General features: G+C 68.6%; 23 protein-coding genes. 13 read left to right on the top strand and 10 right to left on the bottom strand.

Going from position 1 to position 23,703, the window contains the following annotated elements; all coding sequences use genetic code 11:
* Positions 1-90: 90 nt before the first annotated feature.
* Positions 91-1,419 (top strand): methyltransferase family protein, encoded by a 1,329-nt coding sequence (locus ACT4N8_RS05665; RefSeq protein ID WP_444857162.1) that lies wholly within the window; start codon positions 91-93, stop codon positions 1,417-1,419.
* A 12-nt stretch (positions 1,420-1,431) separates the two neighbouring features.
* On the opposite strand, the gene ACT4N8_RS05660 is transcribed toward ACT4N8_RS05665, so the two are convergent.
* The 3 genes from ACT4N8_RS05660 to ACT4N8_RS05650 form a co-directional block, all read right to left on the bottom strand.
* Complete coding sequence (locus tag ACT4N8_RS05660) at positions 1,432-2,205, bottom strand: hypothetical protein (RefSeq protein WP_444857161.1); 774 nt, start codon at positions 2,203-2,205, stop codon at positions 1,432-1,434.
* 103 nt (positions 2,206-2,308) lie between these two features.
* Positions 2,309-3,280 carry a prolyl aminopeptidase gene (gene pip / locus ACT4N8_RS05655; RefSeq protein ID WP_444857160.1) on the bottom strand — a complete coding sequence of 324 codons (972 nt, stop codon included), beginning with the start codon at positions 3,278-3,280 and terminating at the stop codon, positions 2,309-2,311.
* A complete protein-coding gene (locus ACT4N8_RS05650; protein ID WP_444857159.1) occupies positions 3,277-4,023 on the bottom strand; it encodes a 16S rRNA (uracil(1498)-N(3))-methyltransferase in 747 nt (248 codons plus the stop codon). The genes pip and ACT4N8_RS05650 overlap by 4 nt, the downstream gene beginning before the upstream one ends.
* Positions 4,024-4,050: 27 nt before the next feature.
* Here ACT4N8_RS05650 and ubiA point away from each other — a divergent pair, with 27 nt between their 5' ends.
* The 5 genes from ubiA (at position 4,051) to ACT4N8_RS05625 (ending at position 10,572) form a co-directional block, all read left to right on the top strand.
* Positions 4,051-4,962 carry a 4-hydroxybenzoate octaprenyltransferase gene (ubiA, locus tag ACT4N8_RS05645; RefSeq protein ID WP_444857158.1) on the top strand — a complete coding sequence of 304 codons (912 nt, stop codon included), beginning with the start codon at positions 4,051-4,053 and terminating at the stop codon, positions 4,960-4,962.
* Between the two features lie 36 nt (positions 4,963-4,998).
* Positions 4,999-6,345, top strand: coding sequence for a TldD/PmbA family protein (locus tag ACT4N8_RS05640; RefSeq protein WP_444857157.1), 1,347 nt, complete (start codon positions 4,999-5,001; stop codon positions 6,343-6,345).
* On the top strand, positions 6,338-7,099 hold the full coding sequence (locus ACT4N8_RS05635; RefSeq protein WP_444857156.1) for a 3'(2'),5'-bisphosphate nucleotidase CysQ: 762 nt from the start codon (positions 6,338-6,340) through the stop codon (positions 7,097-7,099). Before ACT4N8_RS05640 ends, ACT4N8_RS05635 begins: the two co-directional genes overlap by 8 nt.
* Before the next feature lie 67 nt (positions 7,100-7,166).
* Positions 7,167-8,090: a retroviral-like aspartic protease family protein gene (locus ACT4N8_RS05630; RefSeq protein WP_444857155.1), complete on the top strand. Its 924-nt coding sequence runs from the start codon at positions 7,167-7,169 to the stop codon at positions 8,088-8,090.
* Positions 8,091-8,202: 112 nt separating this feature from the next.
* On the top strand, positions 8,203-10,572 hold the full coding sequence (locus tag ACT4N8_RS05625) for a calcium-binding protein (RefSeq protein ID WP_444857154.1): 2,370 nt from the start codon (positions 8,203-8,205) through the stop codon (positions 10,570-10,572).
* Here the strand turns inward: ACT4N8_RS05625 and ACT4N8_RS05620 are convergent.
* Positions 10,569-11,015 (bottom strand): CoA-binding protein, encoded by a 447-nt coding sequence (locus ACT4N8_RS05620; protein WP_444857153.1) that lies wholly within the window; start codon positions 11,013-11,015, stop codon positions 10,569-10,571. The genes ACT4N8_RS05625 and ACT4N8_RS05620 overlap by 4 nt on opposite strands.
* A complete protein-coding gene (locus ACT4N8_RS05615) occupies positions 10,999-12,009 on the bottom strand; it encodes an Mrp/NBP35 family ATP-binding protein (RefSeq protein WP_444857152.1) in 1,011 nt (336 codons plus the stop codon). The genes ACT4N8_RS05620 and ACT4N8_RS05615 overlap by 17 nt, the downstream gene beginning before the upstream one ends.
* 73 nt (positions 12,010-12,082) lie before the next feature.
* Here ACT4N8_RS05615 and hflK point away from each other — a divergent pair, with 73 nt between their 5' ends.
* From hflK to ACT4N8_RS05595, 4 genes are all read left to right on the top strand, one after another.
* Positions 12,083-13,156: a protease modulator HflK gene (hflK, locus tag ACT4N8_RS05610; protein WP_444857151.1), complete on the top strand. Its 1,074-nt coding sequence runs from the start codon at positions 12,083-12,085 to the stop codon at positions 13,154-13,156.
* Complete coding sequence (gene hflC / locus ACT4N8_RS05605) at positions 13,153-14,016, top strand: protease modulator HflC (RefSeq protein WP_444857150.1); 864 nt, start codon at positions 13,153-13,155, stop codon at positions 14,014-14,016. The genes hflK and hflC overlap by 4 nt, the downstream gene beginning before the upstream one ends.
* Positions 14,017-14,136: 120 nt before the next feature.
* Positions 14,137-15,714, top strand: a complete 1,578-nt coding sequence (locus ACT4N8_RS05600) for a Do family serine endopeptidase (RefSeq protein ID WP_444857149.1) — start codon at positions 14,137-14,139, stop codon at positions 15,712-15,714.
* 121 nt (positions 15,715-15,835) lie between these two features.
* The gene (locus ACT4N8_RS05595) at positions 15,836-17,788 is read left to right on the top strand and encodes an OPT family oligopeptide transporter (protein ID WP_444857148.1); all 1,953 of its coding nucleotides are present in this window, start codon (positions 15,836-15,838) and stop codon (positions 17,786-17,788) included.
* Here the strand turns inward: ACT4N8_RS05595 and ACT4N8_RS05590 are convergent.
* The 4 genes from ACT4N8_RS05590 to ACT4N8_RS05575 are packed head-to-tail and all read right to left on the bottom strand — an operon-like array spanning position 17,785 to position 20,050.
* Positions 17,785-18,837 carry a 2-dehydropantoate 2-reductase gene (locus ACT4N8_RS05590; RefSeq protein WP_444857147.1) on the bottom strand — a complete coding sequence of 351 codons (1,053 nt, stop codon included), beginning with the start codon at positions 18,835-18,837 and terminating at the stop codon, positions 17,785-17,787. The genes ACT4N8_RS05595 and ACT4N8_RS05590 overlap by 4 nt on opposite strands.
* Positions 18,830-19,276, bottom strand: a complete 447-nt coding sequence (gene queF / locus ACT4N8_RS05585; protein ID WP_444857146.1) for a preQ(1) synthase — start codon at positions 19,274-19,276, stop codon at positions 18,830-18,832. Before queF ends, ACT4N8_RS05590 begins: the two co-directional genes overlap by 8 nt.
* Positions 19,277-19,322: 46 nt before the next feature.
* The gene (locus tag ACT4N8_RS05580) at positions 19,323-19,514 is read right to left on the bottom strand and encodes a hypothetical protein (protein ID WP_444857145.1); all 192 of its coding nucleotides are present in this window, start codon (positions 19,512-19,514) and stop codon (positions 19,323-19,325) included.
* Positions 19,511-20,050, bottom strand: coding sequence for a hypothetical protein (locus ACT4N8_RS05575; RefSeq protein WP_444857144.1), 540 nt, complete (start codon positions 20,048-20,050; stop codon positions 19,511-19,513). The genes ACT4N8_RS05580 and ACT4N8_RS05575 overlap by 4 nt, the downstream gene beginning before the upstream one ends.
* A gap of 242 nt (positions 20,051-20,292) precedes the next feature.
* Here ACT4N8_RS05575 and ACT4N8_RS05570 point away from each other — a divergent pair, with 242 nt between their 5' ends.
* Both ACT4N8_RS05570 and ACT4N8_RS05565 read left to right on the top strand, forming a co-directional pair.
* Entirely contained in the window at positions 20,293-21,825 is a 1,533-nt protein-coding gene (locus ACT4N8_RS05570) for a tyrosinase family protein (RefSeq protein WP_444857143.1), read from the top strand.
* A 10-nt stretch (positions 21,826-21,835) separates the two neighbouring features.
* On the top strand, positions 21,836-22,483 hold the full coding sequence (locus ACT4N8_RS05565; protein WP_444857142.1) for a DJ-1/PfpI family protein: 648 nt from the start codon (positions 21,836-21,838) through the stop codon (positions 22,481-22,483).
* 21 nt (positions 22,484-22,504) lie between these two features.
* Here the strand turns inward: ACT4N8_RS05565 and ACT4N8_RS05560 are convergent, their stop codons facing one another.
* Positions 22,505-22,801, bottom strand: coding sequence for a TFIIB-type zinc ribbon-containing protein (locus ACT4N8_RS05560; RefSeq protein ID WP_444857141.1), 297 nt, complete (start codon positions 22,799-22,801; stop codon positions 22,505-22,507).
* 65 nt (positions 22,802-22,866) lie between these two features.
* Here ACT4N8_RS05560 and ACT4N8_RS05555 point away from each other — a divergent pair.
* Positions 22,867-23,703, top strand: an 837-nt coding sequence (locus tag ACT4N8_RS05555) for an AI-2E family transporter (protein WP_444857140.1), incomplete at its 3' end; no start/stop codon positions are given.

The following is a 23,703-nucleotide window of genomic DNA, read 5'->3' as shown; positions in this document are numbered from 1 at the left end:
AGAAGTGCTTACCGGGACCACCGTTCTTTCCGAACGCGCGGTGGCGCGATGTTCACCGCTTGCTTACCACTTTGGGCTAACCGGCCGTTCATGAACGCCCCGACGAAGCTCGCGCCCGCGCTCCGCTCAGATCCGCGGCCGGCCTCGGCCGTCAGCACGATGGTCGGTGTCGCCGGCCTCGCCGGGCTGCTCGGCTGGGCCGCGATCGCCTGCGTCTACGGCATGCGGGGGCCGCTCGCCGCGCTGGTCGGCCTGGTCGCCTGCGCGGTGCCGATGCTGGCCTGGTCGCTGCTCGTCGACAAGGTGCACCGCAATCCGACGACGGGGATCGACTGGAGCGCGCCGCCCCGCCCATTGAAAGACAGCCTCGACATCAGCCTCGCCAAGATCGCCGGCCTGTGGGGCATCTGGGCGGTGATCGGCGCGCTCTATTGTCTCGCGCGCTGGTATTGGAGCGGCCCCTATCTCTTCTCGATGTACGTGCTCGGCGCCGCGGCGGTGCCGATGCTCGTCTTCTCAATCCCCTACGTGATCTGGCTAGATCGGCGGCTCAAGGAGCCCAAGGACGGCGCCTGGCATTTCGGCCAGTGGCTGATCGGGCGCGGCGACCTCGCCGACCGGCAGGAGCTCAACGACTTCTTCCGGGCCTGGGCGGTCAAGGGGTTCTTCCTCGCCTTCATGATCTCGATCGTCCCGGGCAATTGGACGCACGCGATCCGGACCGACGCGGCCGAAATTCTCGCCAGCCCGGTCAGCCTCGCCTTCTGGCTGATCGGCGTGATGTTCATGATTGACGTGGTCTTCGCGACGGTCGGCTACGCGCTGACGATGAAGCCGCTCGACGCCCATATCCGCACCGCCAACCCGTTCGCGGCGGGCTGGGCGGCGGCCTTGATCTGCTATCCGCCCTTCCTGATGATGAACCCGGGCGGGCCGCTCGATTATCATCCGGGCACGGCCGGAGCGGACGGCTGGACCCACTGGTTCGAGGGCTATCCCGTGCTGCTCGGCATCTGGGGGGCGGCTTTGGTCTTCCTCACCGGCGTCTATGCCTGGGCGACGGTGGCGTTCGGCTTCCGCTTCTCCAACCTCACCCATCGCGGCATCCTGACCCATGGCCCCTATGCCTGGACCAAGCATCCCGCCTACGTCTCGAAGAACCTGTTCTGGTGGCTTTCCGTGCTGCCCTTCCTCGCGGTCAGCGGCAATCCGGTCGACATGGTCCGCAACACGGCCCTGCTCGCGGGCGTGACCGGCATTTACTACTGGCGCGCGCTGACCGAGGAGCGCCACCTGTCGAGCGATCCCGCCTATCGCGACTATGCCGCCTGGATGGACCGCAACGGCCCGATCCCGCGCACCCTGGCCTGGCTCAGGGCGCGCTGGGATCGGCCCGCCGATCCGGTCGCGGCGGAGTGACCAGTCCCGGCCCTACTGGCTGATCCAGAGCCGGTAGGCGCCGCTCGTCCCCGGCTCGATCCCCCCATAGGATGTCACCCGGACGATATAGTCGCCCGCCTCCGCGGCCCGGAAGACAAGCAGCGAATTGAGGTCGACCCCGCCGTCGTCGTCGCTGTCGAGCGTTTCGAGCGGATCGGTATCGCGCGCGTCGGGGGTGAGGATGTGGACGAGCGTGTCGAAACCGGTGCCGTCGAGCGAGATGTAGCGGACCTGCCCCGCCTCGAAGCGGACGAGATAATCGTCGTAGCGGCGGCCGTCCTGCTCCGGATCGGTGTCGCTCAGCGTTCCCTGCCAGAGCAGCCACGTGCCCGTCGCCTGGACCGGCGTGCCCGGCGCGGTGATCGGCGGCGGCGGCGGCGGCAGGACCTCAGCCCGGGCCGCATAGGCGCCGCGCCCGTCGGTCGAGAAACCGAGCACGCGCAGGACATATTCGCCGCTGGTCTGGGGCGTGTAGCGGATGCGCGAATTGAGCCCCTCGCCATCGTCATTCTGCGCGACCGGTTCGGCCTCGCCGCGGCGGCGGAGCTCGGCCATCGGGTCGAACTCCTCGGAATCGACGCCGATCCGGTAGCGCTGCCCGGCCTGAAGCTGGATCGCATGCTCGTCATAGGGGCCGCCCTGCTCGGTGCGCCGGTCGCCGTCCTCGAGCCGGCCCTCGCCGGACCAGGTCGGTTGCGCCAGCGCCGGCGCGGCGTGGAGAGCGAGAGCGGCCAAAGCCGTCGAGGCGATGAGAGCGATACGCATGATTCTTGTCCCCTTCGTGAGCCCGCGAGTCGTTTCGCGGGCGGGACAGTATCGGCCAGCACCGGGGCGCGCCAGCCTGACACATGTCGGATTCCCCTAGAGCTCAGCCGCGCCGGTCGGCGAAGCGGTCGGTGGCGCGGATCAGGCCGTCGAGCACGCCGGGTTCGTTGTAGAGATGGCCGCCGTCGGGGACGATGACGAGCTCGGCCTCGGGCCAGGCGCGGTGGAGGTCCCAGGCGGCCGACGGCGGCGTGCAGCAATCGTAGCGACCCTGGACGATCACGCCGGGAATGTCGCTAAGCCTGCCCGCACTGGCGATGAGCTGGCCTTCCTCCAGCCAGCCCCGGTTGATCATATAATGATTCTCGATGCGGGCGATCGCGACCGCGAACTCGTCGCCGGTGAACTCCTCGATCACCTCCGGGTGGGGGAGGAGGGTGACCGTCTCCGCCTCCCACTTGCTCCATGCCTTGGCGGCGGCGAGCTGGGCCTCCTTGTCGTCGCCGGTCAGGCGGCGGTGGTAGGCGGCGACGAGATCGCCGCGCTCTGCCTCGGGGATGAGGGCGAGGAACTCTTCCCATTTGTCGGGGAAGATCTCCGAGGCGCCATAGGTGTAGAGCCAGTCGAGCTCGGTCCGGCGGAAGGTGAAGATGCCGCGCAGGATCAGCTCGGTGGTTCGCTCAGGATGGGACTGAGCGTAGGCGAGGCCGAGGGTCGAGCCCCAGGAGCCGCCATAGACCATCCATTGCTCGTGCCCCGCCATCTCGCGCAGCCGCTCGATGTCGGCGACGAGATGCCAGGTCGTGTTCGCCTCGAGGCTCGCATAAGGCGTCGAACGGCCGCAGCCGCGCTGGTCGAAGAGGAGGATATTATAGCGCGCGGGGTCGAACTGGCGGCGATGGTCGGGGCTGCAGCCGGCGCCCGGGCCGCCGTGGAGGAAGACGACCGGCTTGCCGTCGGGATTGCCGCACTGCTCCCAATAGAGGCGGTGGCCGTCGCCGACGTCGAGCATCCCGGTGCGCCAGGGCTCGATCGGCGGATAGAGGGCGCGGCGGTTCGATACGTCCAGGCTCATTCTTCTTTCTCCCCTGCCCAATCGCCCACCGCCGCCATCCAGAGCGCGACGGCGGCGAGTGCCGCCGTGTCGGCCCTCAGGATGCGCGGCCCGAGCGAGATCGCCCGCGCCTCAGGCAGCGCCCTTATGGCGGCGCGCTCCTCATCGGTGAAGCCGCCTTCGGGCCCGATCAGGATCGCCGCCGGGCCGGGCGCCGCGACCCGGGCCAGCGGCGCGCCGCCGCCTTCGTCGGCGAAAAATAGTGCGCGTTCGGCCGGCCAGTCGCCCAGCAGATTCGCGAGCTTTACGGGTTCGGCCAGCTTGGGCAGCGCGGTCCGCCCGCATTGCTCCGCCGCCTCGATGGCGTGGGCACGGAGCCGGCCCAGGTTGAGACGGTCGACTACGGTCCGCCGTGTGACCACGGATTGCAGCCGGTCGGCGCCGAGCTCGGTCGCCTTCTCGACCAGCCAATCGATCCGGCCGCGCTTGATCGGCGCGAACAGCAGCCAGAGGTCCGGCACCGTCTCGCGCTCGCGCAGGTGCTCGTTGACCGCGAGCACGATCTTCTTGCGTCCCGCCTCCGCGATCTCGGCGAGCCATTCGCCCGTCCGGTCGTCGAACAATTTCACCTTGTCGCCCAGTCCGAGCCGAAGCACCGCGCCGAGATAATTGGCGTCGATCGTGACGCGCGCGCCCACGGCCAGCGGCTCATCCACGAATAGGCGCGGCAGGCTTGCCGGCGGCCAAGCGGGGGTTGCGGGCATGTCCCCCGTTACGGCAGAGCATGGATCGTGACCAGCGAGAGCGACATCGTCCCGGACAGCGAGCGGCGTGGGCTGATCGGCGCGCTGCCGGCCCGGGCTCGGCCTTATGCCTCGCTGATCCGGCTCGACCGGCCGATCGGCGTCTGGCTGCTCTTCTGGCCGGGTGCCTGGGCGGTGGCGCTGGCGGGGATGGGCGAGCAGGGCTGGCTCCTGATCGCCTGGCTCGCGCTCGGCGCATTCGCGATGCGCAGCGCCGGCTGCGTCTACAACGACATCGTCGACAAGGATCTCGACCGGCTGGTCGAGCGCACCAGGCTCAGGCCGCTCGCGCGCGGACGCGTGTCGCTCAGAGGCGCCTGGACCTTGCTCGTCGCAATGAGCCTGGTCGGGCTCGCCGTTCTCCTCCAGCTCGAACGGACCGCCCAGCTCCTCGCCCTCGCCAGCCTCGCGCCCGTCGCCGCCTACCCCTTCATGAAGCGGGTCACCTGGTGGCCGCAGGCGTGGCTCGGCCTGGTCTTCTCCTGGGGCGCCTTGGTCGGCTGGCCGGCGGTGACCGGGCGGATTGAGGCGCCGATGCTCTGGCTCTACGCCGGCTCGGTCTTCTGGGTGATCGGCTACGACACGATCTACGCGCTGCAGGACAAGGAGGACGACGCCCTGGTTGGGGTCAAATCCTCGGCCCGGGCGCTCGGCCGGCACGCGCGGCTGGGCGTCGCCATCTGCTATCTGGCCGCGCTGCTTCTGTGGCTGCTCGCCTTCCGCGCCGTGCGGATCGAGTGGTTCGCGCTGCTCGCGCTGCTGCCCGTCGCGCTGCATCTCCTCTGGCAGGTGGCGGCGCTCAAGGTGGACGACGGCGCCGACGCGCTCTCCAAATTCCGCGCCAACCGCTTCACCGGCTTCGTCATGTTCCTCGCCTGCTACGTGGTCGGGACCGCCTAGGCTTGCTTTTGGCCCGACGGGGCTTAAGCGGCCCCGATGCTTTCCGTCCCAGATGCCGAGGCGCGCGCCGCCGAGCTGGTCGCGGCCGCGCGCCGGTCCGGTGCCGACGCCGCCGATGCCCTCTATATCGGCGACGCCTCGACCGGGGTGCAGGTCCGCCTGGGCCAGCTCGAGGATGTCGGCCGTTCCGAAGGGCAGGAGATCGGTCTTCGCGTTTTCGTCGGCACGCGCTCGGCCAGCGTCTCCTCTTCCGATCTCTCGGACGACGCGCTTTCCGCCCTGGTCGGCCGCGCCGTCGCGATGGCGCGCGAGGCGCCGGAGGACCCCTATTCACGGCTCGCGCCCGAGGAGCACTTGCTCCGTGGCGCGGCTCCGGAGCTGGAGGCCGACGACGGCGCCGATCCGAGCCCGGTCGAGCTGAAGGAGCGGGCGCTGGCCATCGAGGATGCGGCGCGTGCCGTCGCCGGCGTGACCAACAGCGAGGGGGCGGGGATCAGCGCCGGGCGCACCATCATCGCGCTCGCCACCAGCGAGGATTTCGCGCGCGGCTATGCGTCCAGCGGCTATTCGGGCTGGGCGAGCGTGATCGCCGGCACGGGAAGCGGCATGCAGCGCGACCATGCCAGCCATTCGGCCCGTCATTATGCAGATCTCGATCCGCCCGAGTCGATCGGCCGGCTCGCCGCCGAGCGCACCGTGAAGCGGCTCGATCCCGGCCGGCTGCCGAGCGGGACGATGCCGGTCGTATTCGACCCGCGCGTCGGCGGCAGCCTGATCGGCGCCCTGCTCGGCGCGATGGCGGGGCCGTCAATCGCCCGCAAGACGAGCTTCCTGCTCGGCCGCGAGGCGGAGCAGCTCTTCGCGCCCGGCATCGCGATCGTCGACGATCCGCACCGGCGGCGCGGGCTCAAGTCCAAGCCGTTCGACGGCGAGGGCGTCGCCACCCGGCGGCGCGCCTTGGTCGAGGATGGCCGGCTGACCGGCTGGCTGCTCAACGCCGCCTCGGCCGCGCAGCTCGGCCTCGCGGTCACCGGCCATGCGACGCGCGGTATCGGCGGCGCGCCGGGGACGGGCGCGACCAACGTCCATCTCGAGTCGGGGCCGCTCAGCCCCGCCGAGCTGATCGCCGACATCGAACAGGGCCTCTACGTCACCGAGATGATCGGCCAGGGAGTCAACCCGGTCACCGGCGACTATAGCCGCGGCGCCTCCGGCTTCGTCATCGAGAAAGGCGAGATTGCCCGTCCCGTCGCCGAGATCACGATCGCCGGCAACCTCATCGATATGTTCCGCGTGCTCACCCCGGCCAACGATCTGGAGCATCGCCGCGCGACCAACGTTCCCACCTTGCGGATCGAAGGGATGATGGTCGCCGGTGCTTGAGGACGTCGCCAGGATCGCCGAGGAAGCCGGCCGGATCGCCGCCGGCCGCTGCGGCACGGATTTCAAGCGCTGGGAGAAGGTGCCCGGCCACCCGGTCTGCGACATCGATCTTGAGGTCGACGCCTACCTCCGCGAGCAGCTTGGCGCGGTCGATCCGGAGGCCGGTTGGCTCTCCGAGGAGACGCTCGACGCCTCCGACCGGATCGAGCGGCGGCGGCTCTGGGTGGTCGATCCGATCGACGGCACTCGCGACTATTTGCGCGAGCGGCCCGGCTGGTGCGTCTCGATCGCGCTGGTCGAGGACCGCGTCCCGGTGCTTGGGGCGCTGGCCGCGCCGAAGCGGGGCGAGCTGTGGACCGCCGCGCGCGGCCAGGGCAGCTGGCGCAACGGCGAGCGGCTGAGAGTCACCCCGCGCGCCGAGCTGGCCGGCGCCCGCGTCCCCGCCGATACATTGCCTGCGGTCGACGGCGATCTCGTCGCGGTCGCCAAGCCCAATTCGATCGCGCTACGCATCGCTTTGGTCGCGGCGGGCGAGGCCGATCTGGTCGCGACCCTGCGCTGGGGCTTCGAATGGGACATCGCCGCCGCCGCCCTGATCGCCAAGGAGGCCGGGGCGACCGTCACCGGCGCGCTCGGCCAGCCGCTCGCGTTCAACACCGCATCAGGCGAGGCGTTCGGCGTGCTCGTCGCGACGCCGGGCATTCACGCCGCCGCCGTCGAGCGGCTTCGCGAGCGGGCGATGGCTCTGGTCTGAGTGTTTCGTCGAAGATTTCTGTGCTTCACCACAATCCTGCCTTATCCTCGCGCGCGAGGAGGGGACGATGCGCGTGGCGGCGGCACTTGCGGCGCTCCTGCTGGCGACGGCCTCGGCGGCCCAGGAGCAGCCCCCGGCGGAGACGATCGCGGCCGCGACGGACGCGACCGACCGGCTGACCGTCCCGGTCAGCATCGGCGGCCGGGGTCCCTATCGCTTCATGATCGATACCGGCTCGGAGCGGACCGTGATCGCGCGCGAGCTCGCCGCGGATCTCGGCCTCGGCCCGGGCCGCACGGCGACCGTGCACAGCATGTCCGAGGTCAGCCGCGTCCCGACCGTGGTCATTCCGGAGCTCGAGGTCGGCCGGCGCACGGTGAGCGGCATCCACGCCCCTGCGCTCCGGCGCCACTATCTCGGCGCCGAGGGCCTGCTCGGGGTCGACAGCCTGCAATCGCAGCGCGTCGAGCTCGACTTCGTCCGCAACGAAATGACGGTGGTCTCGGCGCGCCGGCCCGAGCCCGACTGGCCCGGCGACACGATCGTGATCCGCGCCCGCAGCCGCTTCGGCCATCTGATGCTGGTCGACGCCTCGTTCGAAGGGGAGCGGGTGTGGGTGATCGTCGATACCGGCGCCGAGCTGACCATGGCCAACAATGCGCTGCGCCGCCGGCTGGCGCGGCATCGCCGGCTCGGGCCGACCTCGCCGATCGAGATGGTCAGCGTCACCGGTGGCCGGCTCGTCGCGGATCTCGGCATCGCGCGCGAAATCCGCATCGGCGGCATGACGATTACCGACATGCCGGTCGCCTTCGCCGACGCCCAGCCCTTCCATCATCTCGACCTGCTCGACCGGCCAGCTTTACTGCTGGGCATGAACGCGCTCCGCCTGTTCGAGCGCGCCTCGTTCGATTTCGCCAGCCGCCGCGTCCGGCTGATGGTGCGCGGCCGCAGCCAGCTCCGCCGCGACACGCGCTTGGCCGCGCCCTGAGCGGAGGCAAGAATCGTCGGCTGGCGCGTGCGCGAGATGCGACAGTGGCTTGCCGGATCCCTCCAAGGCACGCTAGCGTTCTAAGAAATCAGGAAAAAGACAATAGGAGTCGATGATGGTCATCAACGGCACGAATGGCGACGACACGATCATCGGCACCGAGGATGCGGACCAGATCGACGGCCGGGGCGGCAACGACAGCATCGAAGGGCGCGGCGGCAACGACACGATCGACGGTGGATCCGGTGTCGACACGATCGACGGCGGGGATGGCGACGACGTGATCGTCGACAATGGTGACGGCGACCGCAGCAACGACATCGTGAGTGGCGGAGACGGCTACGATATCTATCGTCACCTAAGCAGCTGGCAAGAGACCTACATCCGCGATACGTCGATCGAGAGCTATGTCGAGCACGCGTTCGACATTGGGGCGGGCGGGGTCGTAAACCTCTTCCTGGTCAGAAGGACCGACCATTCCTTCAACAATCCGCCGCCCACGATCTCGAGTTTCCAGCTGGCTCAGCTTACCAGTGGGATGGAGCGCATCGAGCTTGTTTTCACCGACGAAGAGCCACCGGGGCCGTTAGGGCTGCCAGGCGGGACCGTCATTGTCTGGACGTCCAACGATCGCGTCGTCATTCCCAATCTCGACGGCGGCACCTTCACCGGGCCGATCTTCGTCCATTTCGGCCATGGCGATGACACACTGGTCGCGGCCGACAGCGGCAACGTCATCGAGGCCGAAGGCGGCGTCGGCAACGATACCCTGTCGGGCGGGCGGGCCGCCGATCTCTTGCGCGGCGATGCCGGCAACGACCGACTCTATGGCGGTCTCGGCATCGACACCCTGATCGGCGGCACCGGCGACGATTCCTACATCATGGACGATGGCGACCTCATTCAGGAGGAGGCAAACGGCGGCGTCGACGGGGTCGACACCGCGATGGCATCCTATGTCCTCAACCACGCCAATGTCGAAAATCTCACCTATCTCGGGATCGGCAATTTCACCGGCACCGGCAATTCGCTCGCCAACATGATCCGCGGCGCCGCCGGGAACGACAGCCTGTTCGGCCTCGCCGGCGACGATTTGCTGTTCGGCTTCGGCGGCAACAATCTGCTGGACGGCGGAGCCGACGTCGACACGGTGAGTTACGCCGAGGCGGGGAGCACAGTCTTCGTCCGCCTGAACGGCGGCGCCACCAATAACGGCCAGGGCGGCACCGACACGATCGTCAATGTCGAGAATGCGATCGGGACCAGTTTCAACGACACCATGATCGGCAACGGCCTCGCCAACCGCCTCGAGGGCGGGTTGGGCGCCGATTACCTGATCGGCCTGGCGGGCAACGACGTACTGGTCGGCGGCACCGGAGCGGCAAATTCGCTGCAGGGCGGAACGGGCGACGATCTGTATGTCGTCTCGGTTGCGGGCGACACGCTGATCGAATTCGCCGGCGAGGGCACCGACACCGTCCAGACCGGCCTCGCCAGCTACACGCTGCGCGCCAATTTCGAGAATCTGGTCTATTCCGGGGCCGGGGCGTTTGCCGGCACGGGCAACGAGCTCGACAACATGATCACGGGCGGCGCGGGCAACGACGTGCTGGTCGGGCTCGGCGGCAATAACAGCTTCGTCGGCGGCGCGGGCATCGACCTCGTCGATTATTCGCGGGCCAGCGGCGCGGTCTTCGCCAACCTCAACAGCGGCATGGCCAGCGCCAACGGCTTTGGCGGCGCCGACAGCTTCAGCGGCATCGAGAATCTCCTGGGATCGGCGCAAGCCGACACCCTGATCGGCAACGCGCTCGCCAATCGCCTGGAGGGCGGCGCCGGCGGCGACTATCTGGCCGGCATGGGCGGCGACGACATCCTGATCGGCGGCGCCGGCGCGCCCAACACACTCCAGGGCGGAACCGGCAACGACCTTTATGTCGTCTCGCTCGCCAACGACACTTTGATCGAGTTCGCGAACGAGGGCATCGACACCGTCGAGACCAGCCTCAACCGCTACCGGCTCCTCGATCATTTCGAGAATCTGACCTTCACCGGCAGCGGCAATTTCGTCGGCATCGGCAATTTCCTCGGCAATGCGATTTCGGGCGGCAGCGGCATCGACCTGCTGAACGGCGGCGAGGGCAGCGATACGCTCCGTGGCGGCGGCGCCGCCGACGTCTTCATGTTCAACACCGCGCTCGGAGTGAACAATATCGACACGATCGAGGATTTCGCGCCCGGGATCGACGAGATTCGGCTCGACGATTTCATCTTCACCGCGCTCGCGCCCGGCGCGCTTCCAGCCGGCGCCTTCGCGACCGGCGCTTCGGCTGCCGAAGCGGACGACCGGATCATCTACAACACCGGCACCGGCGCCCTGCTCTACGATCCCGACGGCATCGGCGGCCAGGCCGCGATCAAGTTCGCCCAGCTCGATCCGGGGCTCACCACGCTTTCCGCCGCCGACTTCTTCGTCGTCTAGCGCGGCGGGCTCTCGCTGACGACCGGCGGCACCTGGAGCCGCGGAATCTCGATCTTCGGGCAGCGGTTCATCACCACCTTGAGACCTGCCGCCTCGGCGCGCAGGGCCGCCTCCTCGTTGATCACCCCGATCTGCAACCAGACCGACTTCGCGCCGGCAGCGATCGCCTCGTCGACCGCCTCGCCCGCGGCCTGCGGGCGGCGGAAGATGTCGACCATGTCGATAACTTCGCCAATTTGCGACAATTCGCGCCAGACATATTCGCCGTGGACATGCTCGCCGGTGATCTGCGGATTGACCGGCAGCACCCGGTAGCCGCGCGACTGGAGGTAGGCCATCACGCCGTAGCTCGGCCGGTCCGGCCGGTCCGAGGCGCCGATCAGCGCGATCGTGCGGGTGCTCGCGAGCAGCTCGTAAATGTCCTCGTCATGGGTGAGCGGCATGCATGGCTCCTTCGCGCAGGCGTTCGAGGAGCTTAACGGCGAGCGCGCGGAAGATATCCGCCTCCTCGCCCTCGCCTGCCGCGGGAGGGCGCCCTTCGTCGGAAGCTTTGCGGATCGAGAGCCGGAGCGGAATCCGTCCGAGGAAGGGGATTCCCATTGTCCGCGCCGCCGCTTCCGCGCCGCCGGAGCCAAACGGATCGCTGACCTCGCCGCAATGGGGACATTGGTAACCGGCCATATTCTCGATCAGGCCGATCACCTTCACGTCCATCTTGCGGAACATGTCGATCGCGCGGGTGGCGTCGATCAGCGACAGATCCTGCGGGGTGGAGACGATCACCGCCCCTGCCGGTTTCCATTTCTGGGTGAGCGTCATCTGCACGTCGCCGGTGCCGGGCGGCATGTCGACGATCAGCAGCTCGCAATCGCCCCAATCGCCCTCCATCAGGCTGGACAGCGCGCTCGCCGTCATCGGCCCGCGCCAGGCGACCGCGGTGCCGGGCTCGATCAGCTGGCCGAGCGAGAGCATGCGCACGCCGTGGGCGGGCACCGGCACGATCCGCTCGTCGATCAGCTCGGGCCGGCCCGACTGGCCCATGATTCGCGGCTGGGAGGGCCCGTAAATGTCCGCGTCGACCAGCCCGACCTTCTTGCCCAGCCGGGCGAGCGCGACGGAGAGATTGGCGGCGACGGTCGACTTGCCGACCCCGCCCTTGCCGCTGCCGACAGCGACGATCGTCCGCTCGAGCTTCTCGGCGGTCATCGCGACGCGGGTGTCGCCGACCCCGGGCACGGCGACCATCGCCGCGCGCACCTGCCGCTCGACCAAGGCGCGCTGCTCGGCGGAAAAGCCGGTGGCGTCGATGACGATGGTGGCCACGCCGTCCTTCAGCCGGGTCATCGCCACCCGCCCCGCCTCGGCGAGGCCGCCCTGGCCCGCGGGGTCGCCAATATGCGCCAGCGCGGCGGCGATCGGATCGTCAGGCTCGCTCATCTGCCCGCTCCGTTAGGCAATGAACGGGCGCTTGGCACTGTTTTTCCGCAAAACGCTTCCTATAAGGACTGTCATGAGACGATTTTTCGGCTGGGTCCTCAGCGACAATCGCGGCGGCCCCTGGGGCGGCGGTGGCGGCGGCGACGATGGCGGGGGCGGCTCCGGCGGCGACGGCCCGCGCAATCCCTGGGGCCAGGGGCCCCGGCGCCGCAAAGGCGGCACCGGCGAGGTCACCTCGCTCGACGAGTTCCTGAAGAAGAGCCGCGCCAAATGGGGCGGTCGCTTCCCGCAGGACGGACGGCCCTACTGGCTCTACGGCCTGCTCGCCTTCCTCGTCCTGTGGATCCTGTTCACCAGCGTCCACCGGATCGGCCCGCAGGAGCGCGGCGTGGTGACCACGGTCGGCTATTATAGCGGCACGATGCAGCCCGGCATCGGCTTTTCCTGGCCGGCCCCGTTCGCGCGGGTGCAGAAGATCGACGTCGAGAATATCCGCACCATCACCATCCCCGAGGGCGGGGGCGCCGAGAATCTGATTCTGACCGGCGACCAGAATGTGATCGACCTGGCTTATTCGGTGCGCTGGAACATCAGCGAGCCGGAGCGCTTCGCCTTCCAGATCGCCGAGCCCGAAGTCACCATCCGCGAGGTCGCGGAGAGCGCGATGCGCGCGGTCGTCTCGCGCGTCTCGCTTGACGAGGCGATCGGCGCCGGCCGGGCGGAGATCGAGCAGAATGTCGAGCAGGTTATGCAGCAGATTTTGAACGATTACGGCGCCGGCATCGTCATTCGCGGCATCGCCATCAACCAGTCGGTGCCGCCGGCGGCGGTCAACGAGGCCTTCCTGCAGGTCTCGGCGGCGCAGCAGCAGGCGCAGAGCGACATGAACAATGCCCGCGCCTATGCGCTCCAGATCACTGCCCGGGCGCAGGGCGATTCGGCCGCGTTCGAGAAGGTCTATGCCGAATATAGGCAGGCGCCCGAGGTCACCCGGCGGCGCATGTATTATGAGACGATGGAGCGCATCCTGCAGCGGGTCGACACGACGATCGTCGAAGCGCCCGGCGTGACGCCCTATCTGGCCCTGCCCGAGCTCCAGCGAAGGGCACAGCCGGCCCAATCGCAGGCGCAGGGGACGCCGCGATGAGCCGCTTCGTCCGCAACCCGATCGCGCTCGTCTTCATCGCGATTCTGCTGCTGATCCTCGTCGGCAGCACCTTTTCGATCGTCGACGAGACCAAGCAGGCAGTGATCGTCCGCTTCGGCGAGCCGCAGCGCATCATCAACCGCTACCGGCCCAACGAGGCCTTTGGGGGGACCGGTGCCGGACTCGCCGCGCGGCTGCCCTTCCTCGAGCAGATCGTCTGGATCGACAAGCGCATCCAGTCGATCGCGATGGAAAACCAGCAGGTGCTCTCGACCGACCAGCTGAGGCTCCAGGTCGACGCCTTCGCCCGCTACCGGATCGTCGATCCCCTGCGCATGTACATCGCCGCGCGCTCGGAGGAGAATGTGACCGCGCAACTCCGTCCGATCCTCGGCTCGGCGCTCCGAAACGAACTCGGCCGGCGGCCCTTCGCCGCTCTGCTCAGCCCGGAGCGCGGCCAGATGATGGACAATATCCAGAACGCGCTCAACCGCGTCGCCCGCCAGTATGGCGCCGAGGTCGTCGACGTCAGGATCAAGCGCGCCGATCTGCCGGACGGCCTGCCGCTCGAATCGGCCTATCAAAGGATGCGCACGGCGCGCGAGCAGGAAGCGCGCTCGATCCAGGCGCAGGGCCTCAAGCAGGCGCAGATCATCCGCGCCGAGGCCGACGCCGAGGCCGCGGCGACCTATGCCCGCGCCTTCAACCAGGACCCGGATTTCTACGATTTCTACCGGGCCATGCAGTCCTATGAGGTCAGCTTCAACAGCCAGGGCACGCCGGAGAACCCGCGCGGCCGGACCGGCATCATCCTGTCGCCGAACAACGATTATCTGCGGCAGTTCAGGGGGCAGCGCTAGGCAAGATGGGAGACGGGCTATTCAAAGTTCGTTCAGCCACCCCATCTAGCTTGGCAGGACATGAATGAGGTCGGGCCGCCGTCGCGTTCAGGCGGCCGAAGGACTTTGAGGAGGAATCAAGTGCGTTACGTTTACGGGATCTCCGCCGCCATCCTGATCGGCGGCGCCGCCGCCACCCTCACCCTCAACCCGGTCGGCGCGCAGGTCGCTCAGAACGAGCCGGGCGCGATCGCCGCGCCGCCGGGCGGCGCGCCGTCGAGCTTCGCCAACCTCGCCGAGCGGCTGCAGCCGGCGGTCGTCAACATCTCGACCCGCCAGAGCATCCAGGTCCCGCAGCGCCAGCTGCCGCCCGGCTTCGAGGAATTCTTCCGCCGCTTCGGCCAGCCGGTGCCGGACGGCGGCGGCGACGGGGGCACGACCACCCAGCGCGGCGGCTCGCTGGGCTCGGGCTTCATCATCTCGGCCGACGGCTATATCGTCACCAACAACCACGTCGTCGCCCCGGCGCGGCCCGACGCGGTGGTCGAGCAGATCACCGTCATCCTTTCCGACCGGACCGAATATGAGGCGGAGGTGGTCGGCCGCGACCCGACCTCCGACATCGCCCTCCTCAAGATCAACCCGCGCGGTCCGCTGCCCTTCGTCCGCTTCGGCGATTCGACGCGGACCCGGGTCGGCGACTGGGTGGTCGCGATCGGCAATCCGTTCGGCCTCGGCGGCACGGTCACCGCCGGCATCGTCTCGGCGCTCCACCGCAATATCGGCGCAGGCGTCTACGACCGCTACATCCAGACCGACGCCTCGATCAATTCGGGCAATTCGGGCGGCCCGATGTTCGATCTCGCCGGCAACGTCATCGGCATCAACACCGCCCTGATCTCGCCCACCGGCGGCAATGTCGGCATCGGCTTCGCCATTCCGGCGGAGCAGATCGCGCCGGTCGTCGAATCGCTGCGCCGGGGCGAGCGCGTCGAGCGCGGCTATATCGGCGTGTCGATGCAGGAGGTGGACCGCAGCGTCGCCGCCGCGCTCGGCCTCGAGCGCAATCGCGGCGTGCTGCTGCGCGACGTCACCGCCGGCGGCCCGGCGGCGCGCGCGGGCCTCCAGCAGGGCGACGTCGTGATCAGCGTCGCCGGCCAGCCGGTGACGCCGGACCAGGGCCTCGCCTATCTGCTCTCGCAGCAGCGCGTGGGCGCGCGCATCCCGGTCGAATATGTCCGCCAGGGCCAGCGCCGCACCGCGCAGGTCGAGGTCGCGCAGCGGCCCAGCGACGAGGAGCTTGCCCGGATCAATAACATCCCGGTGCCCGGCGGCGAAGCGGAGTCCGATGAACACAAGCCGGGCGAGGAGGCCGAATCGGCCGGACAGCGCTCGGCGCGGGCCAGCCTCGGCCTGACCCTGCAGCCGCTGACCCCGCAGATCCGCAGCCAGCTCCAGATCCGCGATCCCAACGTCCGTGGCGTGGTCGTCGCCAATGTCGATCAGAGCAGCGACGCGGGCCAGCGCGGGCTGCGCCCCGGCGACCTCATCCTCTCGGTCAACCAGACCGCCGCTGCGTCGCCCGAGGTGGTGGCCGCCGCGGTCGAGGCGGCGCGCCGCGCCGGCCGCGACACCGTGCTGCTGCTGGTCCGCCGCGGCAATACACCGGCGGTCTATGTGCCGGTGGAGCTCTCGCAGGCCTCGGCCTCACGCCGCTGACCTTAGCTCCGGGGCGCCGCGGCGTCCCCGGAGTCCCCGGAGTTGCCCCGGCCTCGCTTCGCCGCTAGCTCTCGCTGACTCGTTTCGGCAGTGGGCGGCCGCGAGCTGAGGGAGAGGAACGATGGCCAGCCTGCCGGACGCGAAGGGCGCCCAGCCCATCCGCGAATTCACTCTGCGCGCGATCCTGCTGGGCGGCGCGATCACCCTGGTGTTCACCGCCGCCAACGTCTATCTCGGCCTGCGCGTCGGCCTGACCTTCGCCACCTCGATCCCGGCCGCGGTGATCTCAATGGCGGTGCTGAGGATGTTCGCCCACGGCACGATTCTCGAGAACAATATCGTCCAGACCGTCGCCTCCGCGGCGGGTACGCTCGCCGCGATCATCTTCGTCCTGCCCGGCCTCGTCATCATCGGCTGGTGGAACGGCTTTCCCTATTGGATCACGACCGGGGTCACCGCGGTCGGCGGGATATTGGGCGTGATGTTCTCGGTGCCGTTGCGGCGCGCGCTCGTCGTCGATTCGCCGCTGCCTTATCCGGAAGGCGTCGCCGCCGCCGAGGTCCTGAAGTGCGGCTCGGGCGAGGCGAGCGAGGAAAATGACAAGGGCCTGAGGCTGATCGTCACCGGCTCGCTCGCCGCCGCCGCCTTCACCATCGTCGCCAAGACCCGCTTATTCGCCGAGGAGGCGGCGACCTACTTCAACGTCGGGGCATCCTCGACCGGGATCGCCGGCGGGCTCTCCTTCGCCCTGATCGGTGCGGGCCACCTGGTCGGCATCTCGGTCGGCATGGCGTTGCTGACCGGGCTGGTCATCGGCTGGTGGATCGTGCTCCCGATCATGACTGCGGGCGTGCCCGGCGCGGCCGAGGAGGTGGCGGGCGCGGTCTTCCGTTCCGAGGTCCGCTTCTTCGGCGCCGGAGTGATCGGGGTCGCCGCGATCTGGGCGCTGCTCAGGATCATCGGTCCGATCCTCAAGGGCATAAAAGGCTCGCTCGCCGCGTCGAAGCTGCGCGGGGGCGGCGCCGAGGCGCTGCCGCTGGTCGAGCGCGACATGCCGATCGGCGTGGTCGGAACCGTGATCCTCCTCTCGCTCGCGCCGATCGCGCTGCTTCTCTGGCTATTCATCGCCGGCGGTCCGCTCGCGCCTTATGCCGTGCCTTTGATCATCGGCTCGCTCCTCTTCGTCCTCATCGCGGGCGTCGTGATCGCCTCGGTCTGCGGCTACATGGCCGGCCTGATCGGCGCCTCGAACAGCCCGATCTCGGGCATCGGCATCCTCGCCATCCTGGCGGCGTCTTTGCTCCTCGCGCTCTGGTTCGGCGGGGCAGGCAGCGAGGCGGAGATCGGCGCGATGACCGCTTATGCCCTGTTCACGACCGCGATCGTGTTCGGCATCGCCACCATCTCCAACGACAATCTCCAGGATTTGAAGACCGGCCAGCTCGTCGGCGCGACCCCGTGGCGGCAGCAGCTCGCGCTTGTCTACGGCGTCATCTTCGGCGCGATCGTGATCCCGCCCGTGCTCGACATGCTGAACACGGCCTACGGCTTCGCCGGCGCGCCGGGGGCCGGGCCGGACGCGCTCGCCGCGCCGCAGGCGGGACTGATCTCCGCCCTCGCCACCGGGGTGCTCGGCGGCGACCTCAACTGGCGGATGATCTTCATCGGCGCGGGGGTCGGCGTCGCCGCGATCCTCCTCGACGAGGTGCTCGGCCGGGCGAAGCTCCTCCGCGTCCCACCGCTCGCGGTTGGGATCGGCATCTATCTGCCGATGGCGGTGACCCTGCCGGTGGTGATCGGCGCGGTGCTCGGCAAGCTCTACGACAAGCGCGCCGAGAAGATGCGCGATCCCGCCTTCGCCAAGCGGATGGGCGTGCTCCTCGCCACCGGCCTGATCGTCGGCGACAGCCTGTTGAACGTCGCCTTCGCGGGGCTGGTCGCCGCGACTGGCGATCCCGGTGCGATCGCTTTGGCAGGGCCGGATTTCGGAACGATCGCGCTGATCGCCGGCACGCTCGGCTTCATCGCGCTGCTCGGCTGGCTCTATCGCTACACGCGCCGCGCCGCCGCCTAGTAGCCGAAGCCCGCGGCACCGCGATGCTCGGCGAGGACATGCTCGCGCAAATCCTTCGCCCCCCATTCGATCTCGACTCCCGCCTCGGCCTGGCGGACCAGCTCGACGATGCGCTCATTGACCGGCGCGCGGCGCCCGAGCTTCCGGGCGAGCCGCGCCACCTCGCCGTTCAAATAGTCGATCTCGGTCGGCCGCCCGGCGGCGAAATCGTCGGCCATGGAGGAGCGCGCGGAGGCGTCGATCTTCTGGACCTTGAGCACGGTGTTCCTGAAGACGAGATCGGGCGCCGCGATGGCGTGGGGGACGAGCCTGGGCGGGATCGGGCCGATCTGGGCGGGCGCGATCCCCGCCGCTTCGAGCACCTCCAGCGCCTCGACCTGCGACGCGGCGACGACGCGGCGATAGTCGCGCTGGGAGAGCTGCTCGAGCAGGGTCTTACCCGACAGCGCGTTGACCGCATTGTTGAGGTTGATCAGCAGCTTGCCCCAGAGCACGCCGGTCATGTCGTCGGACAGCTTCATCCGCCCCGGCTTGTCGCCGATCTTCTCGTTGAGCGCGCGCGTGACGGCATGGTCCTCGGCCCAGAGATAGCCGGAGACGCCCTTGTGCCAGCGGCCGTTGCCGAGTCGGGCGACGTTGAACGGGACCATGCCCTTGAGGATCGTGAAGCCGGGCAAAGCGGCCTTCAGCACGTCGGCGTTGGAGACGCCGTTCTGGAAGCTGATCACGGTCGTGCCCTTGTGCGCGTGCTTCGCGATCTCCTTCGCCGCCGCCTCGGTGCCGTTGCTCTTGACGCAGAGCGCGATCACGTCGGCCTTGGCGAGCGCCTTGGGATAGACCGAGAAGTCCACCTCGTCGGGACGGAATTCGAGCCGGCGCTTCTCGCCGTCGGTGACGGTGAGGCCGTTGGCGGCAATCTCGTCCTTGACGCTTTTGCGGCCGACGAAGCCGACCTCGAGGCCGGAGAGCATCCAGACCGCGCCGATCCAGCAGCCGATCGAGCCGGCGCCGTGGACGACGATCCTCGGCTTGTCGGGAAGCTCAGCCACGTCCGCGATAGGGCGCGACGCCCTGATCCGGCACCCACAGCCCCTCGGGCGGCGCGCCGGTCTGCCAGAAGACGTCGATCGGGATGCCGCCGCGCGGATACCAATAGCCGCCGATCCGCAGCCAGCGCGGCCGCATCTCCTCGGCCAGCCGCTGGCCGATTCCCACCGTCACGTCCTCGTGAAAGCCCTTATGATTGCGGAAGCTGGCCAGGAACAGCTTGAGCGACTTGGATTCGACGATCGTCGCATCCGGCGCGTAGTCGATGACGAGATGGGCGAAATCGGGCTGGCCGGTGACCGGGCAGAGCGAGGTGAATTCCGGCGCGGCGAAGCGCACCAGATAAAGCGCCCCGGCCCGCGGATTCGCCACATAATCGAGCGTCCCCTCCTCCGGAGAGGCGGGCAGCGCGCTGGACTGGCCGAGATGGGTGAGGTTCATGGCGCCCTTTCTAGTGAAGGGCCGTGCGAAGCGGAAGCGGGGACGGCTAGGCGACGCGTTTCGCCCCTCTCCCGCGCACCAGGCCGTCGCGGCGGGGACAGACCAGATGCGCGCAACCGGAAAGCTCGGCGCGGTTGTCCGGCGCCGGCGACGGTTCGCCGGCGGGAAGGCGCACCCATTTCGAGCCGTGGCCGGTGCAGATCTCGACCAGAGTCCCGGTTGCCGTCGTTGCCGTCATCGCGGGCGATGCGGCGATGCCCAGGACAGCGGCGGCCGCGATTGTCGGTGGACGCCGGTTCTTTCACAAAGCCCCTGGGTCAGGGCGACGGCGCGCGCGGTTCTCGGCCCGGCGGCCTCTGGCCGGCGCACGGCGATGAACGAGGCGGTGAAGCCCGCCGGCGCGTTCGGTCCGTGCGCGTTCACCCGCACGACAGTGCCGACCAGAGAGGGGACCTGCTCCTTCCCCTCCGGCCATTGATATCCGGGCACGCAGCGATAGTCATAGCGCCAGCCTTCGGTCGGCGTCCCCGCAATGCCGAGGCCGACGATCGCGTAGCAAGGCGGGTCTCCCGCCGGGCTCGGCACAATTTTCGCGGTCAAGCTGAGCGCGTAGCCTCCGCCCATACCCAGGCCGCCGCGGAACGTGCCATCCGGGGCGGGCTCGAAATCGAACACGCCTTCACCGAAAATCATTCCGAGCGCGGCCGCAGCATCGTCGCCGACGAGCGCGGGATCGTTGCGGTAGCTGCGATATGTCCACTTTCCCGCCAGCATCGTCCTTCCTCCAGGGCGAAGGTGGTCCATTAATAGCGCCGGCACACAATAAAACAAAGCAGCAAGTTCAATTTGTAAAACAGTTGGGCAGGCGTATAGTCTTGCTCGCGAATCACTTCTATTAAATGTAAAAAACAAGGGGCGCAGTCATGTCTTCTTCCGCAGTCAAAGGGGTTCGGCGTTCGCTTCTCGACGTTCAGAACGACTATGAAAACGGCAATAAAACCGAACTGGAAAATCTGATGCGGGCTTGGAAGGGTGTCAAGGAACTCCCCCCGGAAGATCCGCGCTCCTTCTTCATGCTCGGCGGCTTTCACGGCGAACCCTTCCGCGGGCCGGGGGCGACCGATCCGACCTATTGGGGCGGCTATTGCGAGCACGGCACCGTGCTCTTTCCGAGCTGGCACCGCGCCTATCTCTACACGTTGGAAAAGGCGCTGCAGAGTATTCCGGGCTGCGAAAGCGTGATGCTGCCTTATTGGGACGAGTGCGATCCCTATTCGCGCTCCTACGGAATCCCGGCGGCGCTGACCTGGAAGACGTTCGAGCTGGACGGGCAGACGATCCCCAATCCCCTTCGCTCCTTCATCCTGCCGGTCGCCATCGAGGATCAGGTGGAGGGGGACAATGCGCTCTACTCCAAGCCCGCCGGCTACGAAACGGTGCGATATCCCCTGTCCGGCCTGGTCGGCACGGCGGAGGATCGTGCCGAAACCGAGGCGCACAACGCTAAATTTCCCGATTACGACACCAATGTCGGCATCCTGAATCAGAATATCGGCGACTGGCTGAACGGCATGGCCGTGGTAAACGGCAAGCCGGTCGGCGCGGCCGTCTACGACCGCTACGTTTCCTGCCTCTACACCCCCACCTACACTCTGTTCTCCAACACCACCTCGGCGGGCGCATGGAACAAGGCCAACCCGACCCAGCTGGTGGTGCCGCTCGAGAGCCCGCACAATGCGATCCACCTGGCGGTGGGCGGGTTCGACGTGCCGGGGCAGGGCGATTTCTCGCCGATCCCGGGCGCCAACGGCGACATGGGCGAGAACGACACCGCCGGGCTCGATCCCATCTTCTATTTCCATCACTGCTTCATCGATTACGCCTTCTGGACCTGGCAGAGGAAGCACGGCGCCACCAGCGCTCCGCTCGCCATCGAGGCGGGCTATCCGGGGGCCAATTCCAGCACCAGCACCGCGCAGGGCCCGGCCGCGGGCACGCCACCCGATACGCCGCTGACCGTCGATTCGCCGCTCAATCCGTTCACCATCTCCGACGGACAGGGAGGCACGCGGCCGATCACCACCAACGACGTCACCGACATCCGCCAGCTCGGCTACGACTATGCCTATGGTTCGCTGAACCGCTTCGCCGAGCCGGCGGACGCCGCGCTGGCGGTCGAGGCCGGACCGCCGGCCGGGGATCGCACGCTTCAGATCGGCGGCATCGACCGCACCAAGATCCGCGGCTCGTTCGTCATCTCGGCCTTCGCCGAGATCGACGGCGAGCTGCGCGCCATTGGCCACGAGGCGGTGTTGAGCCGCTGGCACGTCGAAGGCTGCCTCAACTGTCAGAACCATCTCGAGGCGCGGACCAGCTTCTATCTGCCGCCCACGGATGGCGATCCGCCGCCGGTGCATATCGAGGTGCGGACACGCCAGAGCATCCTCGCCTCCGGCGCCGTCGGCGGCGGGGCCGAGGCACGGGCCGAAGGCCGTTCGCTCAAGGCGTTCGCGGCGGAGGAGCCCTTCTTCCGCGCCGAGATCGTGTAGGGGCGCGGCGATGGCCAGCCAGACGGACCTGCGCATCGTCATCCCGGTCTACGATCAGGTCGACCTGCTCGATGTCGCCGGCGTCTACGAGATGGTAAGCTGGACAGGCATCGGCGTGGACGTGGTTGCGGCCGAGCCCGGCCTGGTTTCCGCCCGGGCCGGCTTCGCGTTCGAGGCGCCGAAGAGCTTCGCCGGGGCGCCCGGCCCTTATTCGGCCCTGTGGGTTCCGGGCGGAGCGCCGCAGGCGCTGGCCGACATCATCGCCGAACCGGACGGCCCCTATCTCAGCTATGTGCGCGCCCAGGCGGCGAGTGCGGCCTGGGTCTGCTCGGTCTGCGAGGGCGCCCTGCTGCTCGCCGCCGCGGGCCTGCTCGACGGCTATCGCGCGACGACCCACTGGGCGTTCGTTCCGTGCCTGATGGGCGCCTATCCGAACGTGGAGGTCGCCGACGGTCATCCGCGGTTCGTGCTGGATCGCAACCGGCTGACCGGCGGCGGGATTTCGTCGGGTCTCGACGAGGCGTTGAAGCTGATTGAGCTGCTCACCGATACCGCCACCGCCCAGGCGGCTCAGCAGACCACGCAATATTATCCGCGTCCGCCGGTGACGAGCGAGATTCCCAATACGGTGACGTGCCCCGTGCCCGGAATGGCGTGACCGCCTCCGGGCGGCCGGCTCCTAGTCGAACAATTCCTCGAGGAAGGACTTGCGCCTTTTGGGATAGCCGCGGTGGCCATGGTCGCGGCGGTCGTCATGGTCGCGATAGGACTCGCGATGGTGGCGCGGCTCCGGCGACGCCGCCAGCGGCGTGGGCGCCGCGGCATGGGCGGCGCCGCGCTCGATGATCTTGTCGAGCTCGCCCCGGTCGAGCCAGACGCCCCGGCAGGTCGGGCAATAATCGATCTCGATCCCCTGTCGCTCCGACATGGTGAGCGGGGTCTTGTCGAGCGGGCACAGCATCGGTTCGTTCGCCATGCGCGGCGATGTGGAAAGCGTGGCGCCCTCTGTCAAGCGCCGAGCCGTTCGGCTAACGAAAAGCGATGGTCGCGCCGCCGCCCCCACCCGCAACCCCGCGCCCCGCTTCGGCAGTGGCGTTCGTGCTCGCCGGCGCGACGGCGGTGGTGGTGCTCTGGTTCCTCTATCAGATCGCGGTCGCCGTGCTGCTGCTCTTCTTCGCCGCAGTGGTGGCGATCGCGCTGTCGGCGGTGGTCGACTGGTTCGTGCGGCACGGCGTGCGGAGGCGATGGGCGGGAATCCTCACCCTCCTGGTCTTCTTCGGGACGATCATCGCGCTCATCGCCTTGATGATCCCGCCGCTTGTCGAGCAGGTGGTGGCGCTCGCCAACAATCTTCCCGAGCTGATCCGCCAGATCGAAGGCGAGGTCGCCCAACTCCTTTCCTCCTATCCCGAGTTGCAGGGCTTCGCCCGCTTCGACGGCGCGAGCAGCGGCGACGTCGTGCCGGCCGCCGCGACCCTGGTCGCCGGGGTCGGCGCCTTCTCGCTCTCTTTGCTCGGCGGGATCGCGCTCACGATCATCTTCCTGTCGATCATCGCCTATATCGTGCTCGATCCGGTGCCGCTGCTGCGCGGCTATGTCGGCAGCCTGCCGCTCGCCTCGCGCGCGCCCGGCATGCGCGCCTATCGCCGGGCGGCGCGCGCCGTGATCGGATGGGCCAAGGCGAGCCTGGTCGTCGGCGCGCTGCAGGCGATCGCGGTGTTCGCCTTCCTCACCTTCATGGAGGTGCCGGGCGCTTTGGTCTGGGCGGCGCTCGCTTTCTTCGCCGATTTCATCCCGCGCATCGGCGGCTACATCATGGCCTTCCCGCCGGTCATCCTCGCGCTCGGCCAGGGGCCGATGGCGGCGCTCTGGATCGTC

Origin of the sequence: Sphingosinicella sp., assembly GCF_052387495.1 — a bacterium.
Lineage (GTDB): Bacteria > Pseudomonadota > Alphaproteobacteria > Sphingomonadales > Sphingomonadaceae > Allosphingosinicella.
This window is presented reverse-complemented; position numbering and strand designations above follow the sequence as displayed.

What these genes read in the sequence shown, in the direction of transcription:
- ACT4N8_RS05665 (WP_444857162.1), top strand. Translation starts at nt 91, where the DNA reads ATGAACGCCCCGACGAAGCTCGCGCCCGCGCTCCGCTCAGATCCGCGG.
- ACT4N8_RS05660 (WP_444857161.1), bottom strand. Translation starts at nt 2,205, where the DNA reads ATGCGTATCGCTCTCATCGCCTCGACGGCTTTGGCCGCTCTCGCTCTC.
- pip (WP_444857160.1), bottom strand. Translation starts at nt 3,280, where the DNA reads ATGAGCCTGGACGTATCGAACCGCCGCGCCCTCTATCCGCCGATCGAG.
- ACT4N8_RS05650 (WP_444857159.1), bottom strand. Translation starts at nt 4,023, where the DNA reads ATGCCCGCAACCCCCGCTTGGCCGCCGGCAAGCCTGCCGCGCCTATTC.
- ACT4N8_RS05640 (WP_444857157.1), top strand. Translation starts at nt 4,999, where the DNA reads ATGCTTTCCGTCCCAGATGCCGAGGCGCGCGCCGCCGAGCTGGTCGCG.
- ACT4N8_RS05630 (WP_444857155.1), top strand. Translation starts at nt 7,167, where the DNA reads ATGCGCGTGGCGGCGGCACTTGCGGCGCTCCTGCTGGCGACGGCCTCG.
- ACT4N8_RS05625 (WP_444857154.1), top strand. Translation starts at nt 8,203, where the DNA reads ATGATGGTCATCAACGGCACGAATGGCGACGACACGATCATCGGCACC.
- ACT4N8_RS05620 (WP_444857153.1), bottom strand. Translation starts at nt 11,015, where the DNA reads ATGCCGCTCACCCATGACGAGGACATTTACGAGCTGCTCGCGAGCACC.
- ACT4N8_RS05615 (WP_444857152.1), bottom strand. Translation starts at nt 12,009, where the DNA reads ATGAGCGAGCCTGACGATCCGATCGCCGCCGCGCTGGCGCATATTGGC.
- hflK (WP_444857151.1), top strand. Translation starts at nt 12,083, where the DNA reads ATGAGACGATTTTTCGGCTGGGTCCTCAGCGACAATCGCGGCGGCCCC.
- hflC (WP_444857150.1), top strand. Translation starts at nt 13,153, where the DNA reads ATGAGCCGCTTCGTCCGCAACCCGATCGCGCTCGTCTTCATCGCGATT.
- ACT4N8_RS05595 (WP_444857148.1), top strand. Translation starts at nt 15,836, where the DNA reads ATGGCCAGCCTGCCGGACGCGAAGGGCGCCCAGCCCATCCGCGAATTC.
- queF (WP_444857146.1), bottom strand. Translation starts at nt 19,276, where the DNA reads ATGAACCTCACCCATCTCGGCCAGTCCAGCGCGCTGCCCGCCTCTCCG.
- ACT4N8_RS05580 (WP_444857145.1), bottom strand. Translation starts at nt 19,514, where the DNA reads ATGACGGCAACGACGGCAACCGGGACTCTGGTCGAGATCTGCACCGGC.
- ACT4N8_RS05575 (WP_444857144.1), bottom strand. Translation starts at nt 20,050, where the DNA reads ATGCTGGCGGGAAAGTGGACATATCGCAGCTACCGCAACGATCCCGCG.
- ACT4N8_RS05570 (WP_444857143.1), top strand. Translation starts at nt 20,293, where the DNA reads ATGCGGGCTTGGAAGGGTGTCAAGGAACTCCCCCCGGAAGATCCGCGC.
- ACT4N8_RS05565 (WP_444857142.1), top strand. Translation starts at nt 21,836, where the DNA reads ATGGCCAGCCAGACGGACCTGCGCATCGTCATCCCGGTCTACGATCAG.
- ACT4N8_RS05560 (WP_444857141.1), bottom strand. Translation starts at nt 22,801, where the DNA reads ATGGCGAACGAACCGATGCTGTGCCCGCTCGACAAGACCCCGCTCACC.